At 35.1% G+C, this 14,726-nt stretch carries 16 protein-coding genes and 1 tRNA gene; 5 read left to right on the top strand and 12 right to left on the bottom strand.

Going from position 1 to position 14,726, the window contains the following annotated elements:
* Nucleotides 1-158 precede the first annotated feature (158 nt).
* The gene (locus tag RAH34_RS03165) at nt 159-599 is read left to right on the top strand and encodes a hypothetical protein (RefSeq protein WP_114819290.1); all 441 of its coding nucleotides are present in this window, start codon (nt 159-161) and stop codon (nt 597-599) included.
* Nucleotides 600-1,016: 417 nt separating this feature from the next.
* Here the strand turns inward: RAH34_RS03165 and RAH34_RS03160 are convergent, their stop codons facing one another.
* The 9 genes from RAH34_RS03160 to thrA form a co-directional block, all read right to left on the bottom strand.
* The gene (locus RAH34_RS03160) at nt 1,017-1,850 is read right to left on the bottom strand and encodes a glycosyltransferase family 2 protein (RefSeq protein ID WP_306595116.1); all 834 of its coding nucleotides are present in this window, start codon (nt 1,848-1,850) and stop codon (nt 1,017-1,019) included.
* 961 nt (nt 1,851-2,811) lie between these two features.
* Complete coding sequence (locus tag RAH34_RS03155; protein ID WP_306595115.1) at nt 2,812-3,255, bottom strand: CPBP family intramembrane glutamic endopeptidase; 444 nt, start codon at nt 3,253-3,255, stop codon at nt 2,812-2,814.
* A 91-nt stretch (nt 3,256-3,346) separates the two neighbouring features.
* Nucleotides 3,347-3,417, bottom strand: a tRNA-Cys gene (locus RAH34_RS03150).
* A gap of 58 nt (nt 3,418-3,475) precedes the next feature.
* Nucleotides 3,476-3,985, bottom strand: a complete 510-nt coding sequence (locus RAH34_RS03145) for an RDD family protein (protein ID WP_114819287.1) — start codon at nt 3,983-3,985, stop codon at nt 3,476-3,478.
* Nucleotides 3,986-4,027: 42 nt separating this feature from the next.
* Complete coding sequence (locus tag RAH34_RS03140; RefSeq protein WP_114819286.1) at nt 4,028-5,392, bottom strand: DUF4403 family protein; 1,365 nt, start codon at nt 5,390-5,392, stop codon at nt 4,028-4,030.
* Between the two features lie 36 nt (nt 5,393-5,428).
* Nucleotides 5,429-5,797 (bottom strand): dihydroneopterin aldolase, encoded by a 369-nt coding sequence (folB, locus tag RAH34_RS03135; protein ID WP_114819285.1) that lies wholly within the window; start codon nt 5,795-5,797, stop codon nt 5,429-5,431.
* A 4-nt stretch (nt 5,798-5,801) separates the two neighbouring features.
* Nucleotides 5,802-7,106 (bottom strand): threonine synthase, encoded by a 1,305-nt coding sequence (gene thrC, locus RAH34_RS03130; protein WP_114819284.1) that lies wholly within the window; start codon nt 7,104-7,106, stop codon nt 5,802-5,804.
* Between the two features lie 15 nt (nt 7,107-7,121).
* Nucleotides 7,122-8,048 carry a homoserine kinase gene (locus RAH34_RS03125; RefSeq protein WP_306595114.1) on the bottom strand — a complete coding sequence of 309 codons (927 nt, stop codon included), beginning with the start codon at nt 8,046-8,048 and terminating at the stop codon, nt 7,122-7,124.
* 10 nt (nt 8,049-8,058) lie between these two features.
* Nucleotides 8,059-10,506, bottom strand: a complete 2,448-nt coding sequence (gene thrA / locus RAH34_RS03120) for a bifunctional aspartate kinase/homoserine dehydrogenase I (RefSeq protein ID WP_306595113.1) — start codon at nt 10,504-10,506, stop codon at nt 8,059-8,061.
* A 333-nt stretch (nt 10,507-10,839) separates the two neighbouring features.
* Here thrA and RAH34_RS03115 point away from each other — a divergent pair, with 333 nt between their 5' ends.
* The 4 genes from RAH34_RS03115 (at nt 10,840) to RAH34_RS03100 (ending at nt 11,765) form a co-directional block, all read left to right on the top strand.
* Nucleotides 10,840-11,034, top strand: a complete 195-nt coding sequence (locus tag RAH34_RS03115) for a hypothetical protein (RefSeq protein ID WP_114819280.1) — start codon at nt 10,840-10,842, stop codon at nt 11,032-11,034.
* Between the two features lie 49 nt (nt 11,035-11,083).
* The gene (locus RAH34_RS03110; RefSeq protein WP_156106417.1) at nt 11,084-11,254 is read left to right on the top strand and encodes a hypothetical protein; all 171 of its coding nucleotides are present in this window, start codon (nt 11,084-11,086) and stop codon (nt 11,252-11,254) included.
* A 41-nt stretch (nt 11,255-11,295) separates the two neighbouring features.
* Entirely contained in the window at nt 11,296-11,493 is a 198-nt protein-coding gene (locus RAH34_RS03105) for a hypothetical protein (RefSeq protein WP_306595112.1), read from the top strand.
* Between the two features lie 68 nt (nt 11,494-11,561).
* Nucleotides 11,562-11,765 (top strand): hypothetical protein, encoded by a 204-nt coding sequence (locus RAH34_RS03100; RefSeq protein WP_114819278.1) that lies wholly within the window; start codon nt 11,562-11,564, stop codon nt 11,763-11,765.
* Between the two features lie 55 nt (nt 11,766-11,820).
* Here the strand turns inward: RAH34_RS03100 and nadA are convergent, their stop codons facing one another.
* The 3 genes from nadA to RAH34_RS03085 all read right to left on the bottom strand — a co-directional run bounded on the left by nadA (nt 11,821) and on the right by RAH34_RS03085 (nt 14,453).
* The gene (gene nadA, locus RAH34_RS03095) at nt 11,821-12,840 is read right to left on the bottom strand and encodes a quinolinate synthase NadA (RefSeq protein ID WP_114819277.1); all 1,020 of its coding nucleotides are present in this window, start codon (nt 12,838-12,840) and stop codon (nt 11,821-11,823) included.
* 104 nt (nt 12,841-12,944) lie between these two features.
* The gene (gmk, locus tag RAH34_RS03090) at nt 12,945-13,508 is read right to left on the bottom strand and encodes a guanylate kinase (RefSeq protein WP_306595111.1); all 564 of its coding nucleotides are present in this window, start codon (nt 13,506-13,508) and stop codon (nt 12,945-12,947) included.
* Between the two features lie 87 nt (nt 13,509-13,595).
* Nucleotides 13,596-14,453: a YicC family protein gene (locus RAH34_RS03085; RefSeq protein WP_114819275.1), complete on the bottom strand. Its 858-nt coding sequence runs from the start codon at nt 14,451-14,453 to the stop codon at nt 13,596-13,598.
* Nucleotides 14,454-14,726 lie beyond the last annotated feature (273 nt).

The following is a 14,726-nucleotide window of genomic DNA, read 5'->3' as shown; positions in this document are numbered from 1 at the left end:
TTTTCGCAGGAAAAAATAAAAATATAAACTTAATATTATCATTATGCTTCCAATTTTCTTTTTTTGCTTTTGAGAGTAGATGTAAATTTTATTTCATTGATAGTTTTTATTAAATTCATATAAGTTGAGTATTTTTGAATACCAAATTACTTTTTAATATGAAAAAATCAATTTTTACAGGAGCAGCATTGATAGGATTGCTGACTGTAGTAACCTCGTTTTCCACCAGGGAAATAGCAGAACCTCATAAAGGAAGTTCAGAAATAGCGGATAAAACACCCCAAACTCAGACCTATAGGATTCGTTATGGTCTTCTTTCAAAAAACGGAACAAAAATTCTTTCAGGAAATTATGATGTAGGAAGTTTTCTTGCTGAAAATATGACGACCGGAGAAGTATATGATACTTATTATGGGGGAGGATTTCAGTCTGTTCCACAATATTATGAAGGTCTTCCTGCGGGCACCTATACTTTCTCTGCAATGCAGGGACAGGGAGGCTGGGTAGGTTATGGAACAGTAGTTGCTACAGTTTCTGATGCACAGGTAGATTCCGATGGATTTATCACTGTATATATTCCCATTATTTGGGAAGAGTAAGCCTTGTGGGCAAACAAATATTTAGCTACATTTACCCATTCCAGAGATGAAGATGGTTTTCAATCATGACATAGTGGTATTGTGTTTTTAAATATGAACCTTTCGATCTATCTTCAGGATGCAGTGCAATTCTTATAGAAAGTATTCATTCTTCTGTTCCGATACTGTATTATATTTTCTGCTTAGAAAATGTAAACTATATGGATAACGCTGAATGATTCTGCAATATTCTGTTTGGATTTTTCTAAATAGATTTTTTTCATCATTTGTGTTTTTTAGGCCTCCTGACGGAGGCCGTTTCTTTTTGAAGTTTTTGTACCTATAATAATTGTACTCCAAACAGGTACTTTTATGATAAACATTTTCACTCCATATTTTTATAACAAATGCTGCTCAACCTGAGCAGCATTATTATTTTTATATATTGTGTAAAGTAACTTTTATTTTGCTAATAAGGCGGTGCATTCTTTGGGTCTGGTAATTCAGGAGATCAAAAATTTCATTTGAGCTGGTGAAGACCTCAGGAACAATTTTGCGATTAATTGTTTTTATTCCCCGTCTTTTCATACTGTCGTGGATTACTCTCGCAAAAGATTCTTTTGCACTTTGTTTGGCTTTATCCTGAGAAATTCCATTGGGATGAAGTCTATAAAGATACAGGGGCTCTTTGAGATATTTTACTTGGCCTTGTTCCAGTATTTTCAGATAAAGGTCCTGATCGACCGCATTTTTAAGATTGGGATTTATTCCGGTAGTTCTTAAATAAGCCTCTCTTTTAAAAGTGAAAAAGTGGGCCAGCTGAATAGGATAGTTGAAGAAATAGCGATTGTTATAAATTTGTTTGGTACCGGTATAAATTTTTTCCTGAACAAGATTTTCATTACAAAGTTTCATTTGAGAATATACAGCGGCAAGACCTTCTCTGTTCATAAATTCCAGTGCTACTTTTTCCAGTGCTTCGGGATGAAGAGCATCATCAGGATCAAGATAGGCACATAAATCGCCCTGAGCATATTTCATGCATTTGGCTTTGGTAGATCCACAACCTTCGTTATTGGGATTATGATAAAGTTTAAAACGGGAATCATTTCTGATCAGAGATTCTATGATTTCTACCGAGTCGTCTGTAGAGGCATCATCAATAATAATCACTTCCCAGTTTTCGTAGGTTTGGTTAATTAATGAATGATAGCAATCCCTGAAATACTTTCCATTATTATAGTTTGCTATAAGTATAGAAAAATTTGTCACGTTTTTTAATTTATGAAGTAAAATTATCAAATAATATATGGGTGAAACATAATTTCAATCATTACATTTCTAGTATTTTTTTCTTATATTTTGCAAATTAGGGGTGTGCTATACTTTTTAATCATATATTATTTTACCAGATTTTTTATTATTGTCTTTTTTTGAGAAATAAAATAGATTACCAGAAAATTCCGTATTTAAAAGAAATAAAAATTTTATGATTATACTCATAAAATAAAAAAAAAGACTGGTATATCTTTGGCTTAGAATTAATAGATAAAATAATTTTTATCTCTGATATAAAATTTTTTTTCATCATTTGTGTTTTTTGAGGCCTCCATTTCTGGGGGCTTTTTATGTAAAATACGTCTATGATATTTTATGTTGGTCTTCATGAAATTCTTTAAAATTTCATATGCCATTAATCATTGATGTTTTCCGGTGACTGATGATAAAGAGTGTGCCATTTTGTTTATTGAAAATTGCTTTTATGGCAAAACTGCTCTTTTTAATTTTTTTTATGTCATGAATGTAAATTTTATTTTATTAAAATGTAAATTGTATTTTTTTTAATACTTTTGCCGGAGCATTAGATTTATCTGAATTTATTAAAGATAATTATGAAGCGCTTTTTAAAGTATCAGTAAAATAGGTTTAAAATGCTGAATTGGTGAAAATGGTGCCGAATGAAGAAATTAACTTTTTTTCTCAAAATAGTTATTCTTGGCACGATTTTTCAATATAGAAATGTAACTCATGTTTAATTTGAGTTTTCATGGTTATTAGTTTTTATCCTCGGAATTTCCGGGGATTTTTTTTACCCCGATATGACGCTACTCATAAAAGTATGTGGGATCAATCCTTTATTTTTGATCAAGATAATTTTCTATCCATCATTACTTTTTACATTATTTATCAAGCTCTTCTTTGATCTGGAGGAGCTTTTTTTGTGAATAGTATATTACATTATAAATAAAAAACCATACAGATTGAATAGCCCGTGGAAAAGTGTTGTTAGAATAAAACTGTATTGATGGGCGTGCTTATTGTAATAGATGTAAAGATTATTTAAAATGATGCCTCCAAAAAATGTCATAACAATGTATAGCCCGTTATAATAATGCATGGAGGCAAAAGTAATGCTCATAATGATGATGCAGAGTATTCTATTCTTGACTCTTATCCATTTGCTTAAAACGAGGTAAGGGATATATTGAAATAGAAAAGTCTCCAGAACAGGAGCGATAAATATCGCGATGAAGTTTAATTCTTCTTTCGAAATATTGTTGTGTTTATTTTGATTGATATCAAAATGAAAATAGGTATCATTAATGAAATTAAAAATATATCCATTCAAAAGAGCAAGAGAAAATGAAATGATGAAGAAGAGTAGTAATTTTTTCATGCGTAAATATTAATAATAAAAAAGAATGGAATATTAAAAGCTGTAAGTATAAATACAAAAAAACCTCTAAATAATTTAGAGGTTTTTTTTGAGGTACCTAGCGGATTCGAACCGCTGTAGATGGTGTTGCAGACCACTGCCTAGCCGCTCGGCCAAAGTACCATTTTTACCATTTTTGAGGTGTGCAAATATAGTAAAATTTCTTTATGAACAAAAGTTTTTAAGCAATTTCTTTCCTTCCAAGATCTTCAATTTCTCTTTTTGCTTGAATTTCAGCCTGATAATTTTTGATGTTAATTACCCTTGTTTCGCTCCATTTGTCATGCCAGCCGTTTTCTCCGAAAAAGGAAAGCGTATCAAAAGGAACAATTCTGGAAATATTGCGGATCAAATAATCATTGAAAGTAGGCTCGGTGCCATCTGTACAAATGACTTTAGTTCCTGTTATATACTTGCCGATCGACCTTCCTTTGGTAAAATATTCTATCAGAAAAGTGTACAAGAAGTAGATAAGAGAGGTTATCAGTATATCAAGAAACCTATTCATTTCTGACATTTTATAAACAATCTTGATCAGAAAGTCAATATTGGCAAGGTTGTACAGTAAGGAGGCTGTAAAGCCCAAAGCAAGAAAAAAAACTGAGATTACAACTCTGTCAATAATAAAATTAGCAAATCTGGTCAGCTTTTCAGCTCTGTTTCGATCTACAATTATTAAATATTTTCTCATGGTCGGTTATTAGTTTTTGGTTTAGTTTTTTAGTTTAAAATTTTAGAACCCATTGACAAGCAGTTTTAATGAAGCGTTCGTATCAATAACAGCCGTAATTCCTGTATTGCTGAGTAGAATTTTACTGGGTTTAAGATTGAAAACTTTCCCGTTCATTTTTAAACCTTTATAATATTCTTTATTAAAGGCTTCTTCAATACTTTTTCTTGAAGTTTCTTCCAGTTCCTGAGTAGGAATACCATATTCTTCTTCAATCATTTTTACGATTTTCCCCTGAAACAGGAGAGAAGCTGTTTTCTGCAGAATATTGGTAGTTTTCAGCTTGAATTTGGTTTCTGACAATACAATTTTTCTTTTTGTTTCGTCATACACCGGAATTCCTGAAATAATAGAAGTACCTTTTATATAGCCGTCAGTCTGAGCCTCAATAACGACTCTGTCATCAACACCGTATACTCTGATATCTGTTACTTTTACTTTGGAGTCGCGAATATCAAATTCCTTATTCAGGAAAGTTTTTCTCGCCATATTACTTGCTTCTGTAAAAGGAATATTGGCTGTAGTCTGAAGAATAAACTTGTCAGCAACGGTAGGTGTTGTATTAAAATTAGCAACACTGGTTACTGGTGAAGAAGCTGCAGGTTTATTCCCAGTAAAAGTTTCAGAAAAGATATCCACACCAAGGGTTGCATTGATCTGGTTTCCATAGAATTTCAAAGGAGTGATATTAACTCCCACAGGACTTACTTTCAGCCATGTATTATATTCCTCCGAAATATTGAAGGGCTGCAGGAAAGTATTCCAGGCCATTAAGGCATATTGCTGGAAATTCAACTGTGTAGCCATCTGCTGATCAATGGTTTTACAGAATTTTTCCTGTTGTTCTTTTAAACTTTTTTCAACAATGGAGGTAATAGGAATCTGTATTCTTCCATAGTCCAGAACAGGTTTTGTTACCCATCTGAAGCCATTGGGCCGGGTGTTTGTAGTAATGGTCCAGTTATTTTTAAAAGTAACGGTGGTATTGAAAGACATTACTGTCTCAAAGGTGGTATTCTGATAGGTATAAACTCCCAAAGTACCGATTCCTTTTTCTGCCCATATTTTTAAGGGAACTTCAATCAGTAGATTCTGGCTGGTTCCACCTACAAGGCGGATGGGTCTTGTTTTCCATACTTTTACCTTAAACTGATCATTGTTATTGTCTGTATAAGAATCATCCTGGTACACCAGATCTTTCACGGAAGCATTGATCATATTGCTCAGCTCCGAAAGGGGAATGGTCACAGGCATTGTAATACTGGATCTGATCTTCGGAAAGTTATAAGCTGCCAACTGATTATCAACGCCGGCCTGGCCAAAAACGTTGATTCCTGCTACTAAAAATAATATTTTAACGAATTTCAATTTGTATGTTTTTTTAATGAAACGAAAATAAGGATTTTAATTTTCCGGTTTAAAGCTCTTTTCCAACTCAATACTTGCACCTTTCATTTCTCCCTGCATAGGTGGAGCTGTTTTGGTGATTTTTAATTTAATATAGTCGATCTGTGGAAAGCTGTCATGAATTTTTGTGATGATTCTTCCTGCTACATGTTCCAGTAATTTGGAATTTATTTTCATTTCACGGTGAAGGATATCATTGATGTCTGCATAACTTATCGTGTCATGCAAATCGTCGGATGTGGCTGCTTTCCACAGATCGGTATGAAGTTCTGCATTCAGAATATAATAGGTACCGATGATATTTTCTTCAGGAAGTACACCATGGTACGCGTATATTCTTACATCTTCAAGATATATTTTGCTCATTGCTTCAGATTTTATGAAGCAAAAATCGTCTTAATTCTTCAAAATCTGAATTTATTTCTACAGTTTTTTTCTCCTTTTTCATAAGCTCATTCAACGACCCCGGAATTTCAATATGGGTCTGAATCGCTTTTTCTACAGCATCAGGGAATTTTACCGGATGAGCAGTTCCCAGGATAAATCCTTTTTGATGGGGATTTTCTTTCAGATATTTTTCCATTGAAGCAAAGGCTACGGCACTGTGAGGTTCCAGAATATATCCGTATTTTTCATAAACTTCTGTGATGGTGCTCATGGTTTGGTCATCATCAATGGAATAAGCCGATATTTTATCTTTTACAGTTTCAAACTGATGCCCGAAAAGCTCCAGAACTCGTACAAAATTACTCGGATCTCCTACATCCATCGCATTGGATAGAGTTGCAATCGCTTTTTGCGGCTGGTAGTTCTGAGTTGTAAAATAATCCGGAATTACATGATTGGCATTACAGGCTGCAATAAAATGGCTGGCTGGCAACCCTCTGAAATGAGCCAGAAGTCCCGCACAGATATTTCCGAAATTACCACTGGGTACACAGATGGCAGGATGCTCCTTATATTGTTGAATCCATTGTTTCAAAGCTATTAAATAATAAATCTGCTGGGGAAGCCATCTTGCCACATTGATAGAATTGGCGGATGTCAGAAATAACTGACTGTTGATTTCTTCATCTGAAAAAGTCTGTTTGACAAGATTCTGACAATCATCAAAACTGCCATCTACTTCTAGTGCAGAAATATTTTCACCTAATGCCGTTAACTGTTTCTCCTGCACCGGACTGACTCTGTTTTTAGGATACAGAATGACTACATTAATTTGCGGAATTTTATAAAATCCATGGGCAACAGCTCCTCCGGTATCTCCGGAAGTGGCAACAAGAACAGTTACTTTTTTTTCCTCATCTTTTAGAAAATAAGACAGGCAGCGGCTCATAAATCTCGCACCAATATCTTTAAAAGCTAGAGTAGGACCATGAAACAGTTCTAATATGGATATCTGCTCATTAATTTTTACTAAAGGAATCTCAAAACTCACAGTTTCTGCTACAATTTCTTTGAGTATTTCCGAAGGAATTTCATCTCCCACAAAATCTTTCATACATTGGTAAGCAATGTCTTCATTGGAATACTGATGGAGATTTTGAATAAATTCTTTATTAAGCTGGGGAATGTTTTCAGGAAAGAATAACCCTTTTTCTTTTCCCTGACCTTTTATTGTTGCCTCTCTGAAATTGATTTTTTCCAGATGGTCTTTTAAATTATAATATTTCATTTCTGTTTTTTATGATTAAGCTTCTTTAATGATTTGAATACCAGCCGGATTTATTTTTGAAACGTATACAAAACTTTCTATTTCAATTTCATCATATACTGATTCCATCATCTGAGCGATTTTATCTGCAGTTTCTTTTTGCTCAGACAGCATAAAAATAGAAGGTCCGGAACCGGAAATTCCTCCTCCTAAAGCTCCTGATTGCAGACTTTTTTCTTTGATTTCGTTAAATTTTGGAATCAGAATACTGCGGACAGGTTCTATAATGACATCGGTTAGACTTCTGCCAATCAAAGCAAAGTCATTCTTCTGAATCCCGGCTACAAGTCCGGCTATATTTCCCCATTGTTCCACAGCGCTTTTTAAAGTGATATTTTTCTTTAAAATCTGTCTGGCATCTGAAGTTTTGACTTCTACCTGCGGATGTACAGCCGTTACAAATAAATCAGGACTGTTTAGAGGAATAATATCAATCGGGCTGGTAGATTTTACCAAGGTGATTCCACCATAGATGCATGGTGCGATATTGTCTGCATGTCGTACTCCCGAAGCAAGTTCTTCCCCAAACATGGCAAAATAAACCATTTCTTCTTTGGAAAGTTTGTTTCCTAATAATACACTGGCTCCGAAGGCGGCTCCGGCGGCACTTGCCGCACTGGAGCCGAGCCCGCTTCCGGGCTTTATATTTTTATGAATAATGACTTCAAAGCCGTTTTTCAGATTAAAGTGTTCCTGAATTTTCAATAAGACAATTCCTGCAACATTTTTGGACGGTTCTTCAGGAAGTCCAAAAGAATCTGTATGTTTTATAATAATTTCCGGGGTTTCCAATAATCTGAATTCCATCTCATCATAAGGATCATGGACTGCCATTCCTAAAATATCGAATCCGCAAACCAGATTGGCCACAGTGGCCGGGACTTTTAATTTTACTTTTTTCATAACTGTGTTTTTAAATAGAACGGATAATATCTGCAAAAACTCCGCTTGCCGTTACATCAGCTCCGGCACCGGCTCCTTTTACAACCAAAGGCTGCTCAGAATATCTCAGCGTTTTAAAAATAACAATATTGTCTTTTCCATATAAGTGAAACAGATCACTATCCGGAGCAATATGCTGTAAACCTACTTTGGCTTTTCCGTTTTCAAATTCTGCGACATATTTTAATATTTTGCCTTCAGTTTTAGCTTTATTTAATAAGTTTTTAAAGTGATCTTCATATACTGTAAGCTTTTCGTAAAAACTTTCAACGCTTCCCTGCATGCATTCTTCAGGCAGAAAACTTATGTTTTCAATTTCCTCAAACTGAAGCGGATATCCTGCCTCTCTTGCCAGAATTAAAATTTTTCTGGCTACATCTGTTCCGGACAGATCAAGTCTTGGATCCGGCTCTGTATATCCTTCCTTCTGAGCCTGGGCCACTACTTCAGAAAAAGTTCTGCTTCCGTCATACTCATTAAATACAAAATTCAATGTTCCACTCAATACGGCCTGAATAGATTGAATCTGGTCTCCGCTTTTAATGAGGTCATTAATAGTTCCTATTACCGGAAGCCCTGCTCCAACGTTGGTTTCAAAATAGAAATTACAGCTGTGGTTTCGTGCTGTATTTTTTAATGTTTTATACTTTTTGAAATCTGAAGAAGCTGCAATTTTATTACAGGCCACGATGTTTACACTTCTTTTTAATAAGCTTTCATACACTTCGGGAATATCAGCGCTTGCCGTTACATCAATGAAGACAGAATTTCTAAGATTTCTGCGGATAATTTCATCAGCAAATTCTCTGGCAGAGACTTTTTCATTCTGCTGATTCCAGTTAAGGTAATCTTCCTGTGAAATTCCCTGGTCTGAAAATAGCATACAACGGCTGTTGGAAATTCCTGCAATTCTAAGGTTGATCAAAAAGTTTTCTTTTAGATAATCATTTTGGGTATAAATCTGCTGGATGAGTTTTGAACCTACATTTCCTGTTCCACAGATATACAGATGGATTTGCTTTATTTCAGACTCAAAAAATTCTTCATGAAGTACATTGACGGCTTTTTTACTATCTTTTTCTGAAATAACGATACTTATATTTCTTTCCGAAGATCCCTGTGCAATTGCTCTTATATTGATCCCGTTATTTCCGAGGCATCCAAACATTTTTGCACTCACACCGCTTCTGCTTTTCATACTTTCTCCTACTAAAGCGACAATAGAAAGCTCTGTTTCAATTTTTACAGCACATACTCTTTCCAGATTGATATCATCAGCAAAAGAAGAATTGATGGCGTTTTCAGCACGTAGAGCTTCTTTTTTCTCAATAGCAATGGTGATTGAATGTTCTGAAGATCCCTGTGTAATAAGAATGACATTTATTTTTTCATGACTTAAGCATTGAAATAGTTTTGCTGAAATTCCGGGTATTCCTACCATTCCACTGCCTTCAAGGGTAAGCAGGGCAATATTGTTCATGTTTGAAATTCCTACTGCAATCTGTTTTTCATCTTCAGAACATCTCAGTTGATGGGAGATTAAAGTTCCCCGTGCCTCCGGGTCAAAGGTGTTTTTGATGAGCAGATTTATATTTTTTACCATCACAGGTTGAATGGAGGGCGGATAAAGGACTTTGGCTCCAAAATGAGACAGTTCCATCGCTTCATGATACGATATTTCTGAAATAGGTTTGGCATTGGAAACCAGACGGGGATCAGCAGTCATCATTCCGCTTACATCGGTCCAGATCTGAAGTTCTTCCGCATCAATAGAAGCCGCAACAATAGAAGCCGTATAATCTGATCCACCTCTTCCTAGTGTAGTGGCATTATTTTTTTTGTCCCTCGCAATAAAGCCTGGTCCTATGATAATACTGTTCTGATTTTCATTCAGAAAACAGGCGATATTTTTTTCAGTAGAATCGAAATCTACTTTTGCGTTGGTAAAATTACTGTCTGTTCTGATAAGCTCTGCAGAATTCATCCATACGCAGTCTAGTCCTTCATGCTGTAATCTCGCTGCTATAATTTTTGACGACAGAAACTCTCCGTATGAGGCGATTTTATCTCTAATTCTATCTGTGAGTTCACCAAGTACGGCAATTCCATTGCAGAGGTCTTCGATATCATTAAAATGCTTTTTTACAAAACTTAACCATGAGCTTTGCTCTGCGATTGGGAAAAGTTCTTTCACCAGACTGATATGTTTTTCTTCAAGATTCTGAAGAGTCTGGATATAACTTTCATCCTTTACAGAAGCATATTCTGCTGCTTTGATCAGTTGATCCGTTACTCCGTGAAGAGCGGATACAATAACAACAACTTTACTTTTTAAAGATTCACTTTTTATGATTTTTTCCACCAGTAATATATTCTGAGAATGGGCGACTGATGTTCCGCCGAATTTTAAAACTTTCATCAATTATTTTTTTGAAGTTGAATAAAGAAATGGATACTCTTTGAAAAAAAAGAGTACGGGTACCGGAAATAATATGTGAAAATTTACCCCGTTATGGGGTAGTTGTTGTAGTTGTGAATGTAGAAACAGAAGATACGCCTGAAATAGTAGCTTTCAGGGCAGAAATATCAGATATGTTTCTTAAAAAATTCATTGTAACAGAACAAATGTACAAATTATTTTGAAATGACCAAGTTTTTAACATAATAAAATATATTTCCATTTTAGGAGATATATTTGGTGTAATTGATTAAAAATGTTACATTTATGATATTAACTAATAATAAAATAATCATGAAAAATTTAAAGAAATTAAACAGAGAAACTCTGAAATCAATCGGTGGAGGAGATGTGAATACCTGTTTTGAGAATTGTCCTGCCGGACCCTACGGACCTGGTGAACCAAGATCATGTGCCGATTATTATGCACTACCGGAGTGCTGTAAAGGAAGAGTATTAGTAAGCTTTGAATGCTTTGGTCCTTACTGATTTACATCATGAATTTATTGTTATTACAGAATACTAAAATTATTGCAATATGAAAACAATCAAGAAATTATCAAGAGAAGATCAAAAAAATATCAAAGGTGGTTTCACTGATATTCAGATTGAAGCATGCGGAGGAGAGCAATTTGTCTGTTTCCGCGGAGGTGGAAAGTGGGGCTGCTGGCTAAAACCGGGAGGAACCTGTTATGCACCGATGCTATAGCATTGGATAAAGACTAGACCCTATTTGAAAAATAAAATACTATGAAAAATTCAAAAAAATTAAACAGAGAAAGCTTAAGAGCTATTATCGGAGGTATTGGAGACAGCTGTGCTGTAAATCTTGACTGCGGACCGAAAGGATGTGCGGTATGTACAGATTTTAAAGGACGTAAAGTTTGTCTTTACCTATTCCCTTATGATCCATCCATTCCAGGCAGCTGTATGGTTCTGGAAGGCTAGAAAAATATTGTTTAAAAACGATCAATTTATTATAAAAACAGACAATCAAAAATTAATTTAAAACTACTATGAAAAATCTAAAGAAATTAAACAGAAAAGAACTTCAAGCACTGCAAGGGGCAGGTTCAGCCACGTGTACAGGATGTCCTAAGAATACTACTTACGGAAATAATCCAGGCGATGCTCCATGTGAAGCTTTTCAAATGCTTCCTGACCGTTGTAAAATGTGTGTTATTGTGGATATGTCATGTATGAGCGGAGGAGTATCTTAAACATAATATCTGTCCTTAGAACAATAAAAAAGCACTGTGAAAACAGTGCTTTGATTTATTTTATACTTTTCGAAAGGTCCAGCATGGCTTCAATAGGTTTCAATGCTTTTAATCTTAATTCTTCGTCGATAAGAATTTCAGGAAGCTCATATTTCATACATAAATACAGCTTTTCCATGGTATTACGTTTCATATAGAAACATTCTGAACAGTTGCAGCTTTCATCAAAAACCAGTGCAGGAATCAGTTCCTTGTGAGGAGCACGTTTTCTCATTTCGTGAAGAATTCCTTCTTCTGTAGCGATGATGAATTTCTGACAGTCATCTTTTTCTACATAGTTCAACAGGGCAGAAGTGGAACCGATGAAGTGAGCCAGTTTTAATACTGCTTCTTCACTTTCAGGGTGTGCAATCAGTTTTGCATCCGGATTATCTGCCAATTGCTGGGCAATTCTTTCCATTGAAAATGCTTCGTGTACTACACAGCTTCCGTCCCAAAGGATCATATCACGACCTGTTTTCTTAGACAGATATCTTCCCAGGTTTTTATCCGGTGCGAAAATAATTGGTCTGTCTTTCGGAAGGGCTTCAATTACTGTTTCAGCATTGGAACTTGTTACGATGATGTCACTTTCTGCTTTGGTTTCTGCATTACAATTGATGTAAGTGGCAATTAAAGCATTCGGGTGCTGTTCGCGCATTTTTCTCAATCCTTCTCCGGAACAACCGTCTGCCAGTGAGCATCCGGCCATGGTATCAGGAAGAACTACTTTTTTAGTTGGATTCAGAATTTTAGCGGCTTCTGCCATGAAATGTACTCCACAGAATACAATCATGTCAGCATTGGTATCTTTAGCCTGTCTAGCCAGCTGTAAAGAATCTCCAAGGAAATCTGCGATATCCTGAATTTCTCCGGGCTGGTAGTAATGGGCAAGGATCACCGCATTTTTTTCTTCTTTCAGTTGAAGAATGGCTTTCACAAGCTCTTCTCCCTGAGGAATAGCAATATCTTTTATATCCAGAAATCCTCTGACAGGAATTGCAGATTTAGCTTTTTCTAATGTTTCGGTACTCATATCCACCTCAATTTTTTATGATCAGAAGCTAGAGGTTAGAAATTAGAAGTTAGATTTTGAGAATATTGAGTTACTCCCATCTTCCTGCTTCCATCTTCCAGCCATTAATTACTGATAAAACTTTTTATTAAACTTTCTATTTCTATTTTAGCTGCATCAAGATCTTCATTAATCACGATCTTGTCAAACCCGCTGGCGTAGGTCATTTCTTCTTCTGCCTTTGCTACACGGGTTTTTATGGTTTCTGCATCATCTGTGTTTCTGGAGATCAATCTTCGTTCCAATTCTTCAATGGAAGGCGGTTCTATAAAAATAGACAACGCTTTATCACCGAAATATTTTTTTAACGAAATTCCTCCTTTTACATCTACATCAAAAATAACTACTTTTCCCTGATTCCAGATTTTCTCTACTTCAGACTTTAAAGTACCGTAATATTTGTCAGTATATACTTCTTCATATTCTACAAAAGCATCTTCAGAAATTTTCTGTCTGAACTCATCCGGTGTCAGAAAATGATAATCTACCGCATGAACTTCACTTCCTCTGGGCTGTCTCGTTGTACATGAGATTGAAAATTCCAGCTCAGGAAATGTTTCCAGTGAATGCTTTACCAATGTAGTTTTTCCGCTCCCTGATGGTGCTGAAAATATAATTACTTTATCCATTTTTTTTGGTTTCGGGTTACGGGGTTCGAGTTGCGGGGTTCTTTTTTTAGAAATGGCAACCATGCATCTCGTACCTCGTATCTGTCATTACAATACGTTTAACGTTTGTTCTTTAATTTTTTCAAGGTCGTCTTTCATCATCACCACCAGTTTCTGGATTTCTGCGTGATTGGCTTTAGAACCCAGGGTATTGATCTCTCTTCCGATTTCCTGAGAAATAAAGCCCAGTTTTTTTCCATTGAAAGATTCATTGTCCATTACTTCTTTGTAATATTTCAGGTGCTGGGCAAGTCTTACCTTTTCTTCAGAAATATCAAGTTTTTCTGTAAAATAGGCCATTTCCTGATAGAAACGGGTTTCATCAACGTTTTCAAATTCTTTCAAAGACTTCTGATAACGCTCTTTCACGCTGACAATTCTTTCTTCTTCAAAAGGAATCACTTCTCCAAGGTACTTGTCAATATTCTGGATATTTCTGTTGAGTTCCTCGTGTAAAATACCGCCTTCAGTTCTTCTGAATTCTTCGAATCTGTCTACGGCATTGTTGACAATCTTAGCCAAAGCCTCCCATTCACCTTCTGTCAATTCGTCAGGTCTGGATGTGATGGCATCAGGAAGTCTTACTGCCATTTTAAGGTATTCGAAATTGGGACCGTCAGAAGCTATGTTTTTAAGTTCGTTGATATAAGAGTCAATTAAGTTTTTATTGATTTTTACATCATTGGACTCTTCAAGATTCTCAATATTAACGTAGCAGTCTACTTTTCCACGGATAATTCTATCGTTAAGAATTTTTCTGATTTCAAATTCTTTTTCTTTATAACGTAAAGGAATTTTAATATTTAAATCAAAGCTCTTGCTGTTCAGAGATTTAATATCTATAGTAATTTTTTTTCCTTCAAAAACATCTTCGGCTCTACCGAATCCGGTCATTGATAAAATCATAGTTTTTTATTGTTCTACAAAGATAAACATTTAAGTCTATACTATAATACCATGAAACTTCGACATAAAATATATGATCATTCAATTTTTAAATTTATTTGAAACATTAAGAACATATAAGCTGTTAAGTTAATTAAGGAAAAAAATCAGGTAGATTTTTATAAGTGTCATGCTAAGAGCAAAGCTCATCTTAATATTCTCAACTTCTTCATTAAAAACTTAATGGTTCAAAATAAACAGTAGCTTTATTTGTATTTAAAAATAAAAAATCAA

The organism is Chryseobacterium sp. WLY505 (genome assembly GCF_030846215.1).
Classification (GTDB): domain Bacteria; phylum Bacteroidota; class Bacteroidia; order Flavobacteriales; family Weeksellaceae; genus Chryseobacterium.
Note: the sequence above shows the minus strand (reverse complement) of the source record. Positions and strands in the feature narration are given on the sequence as shown.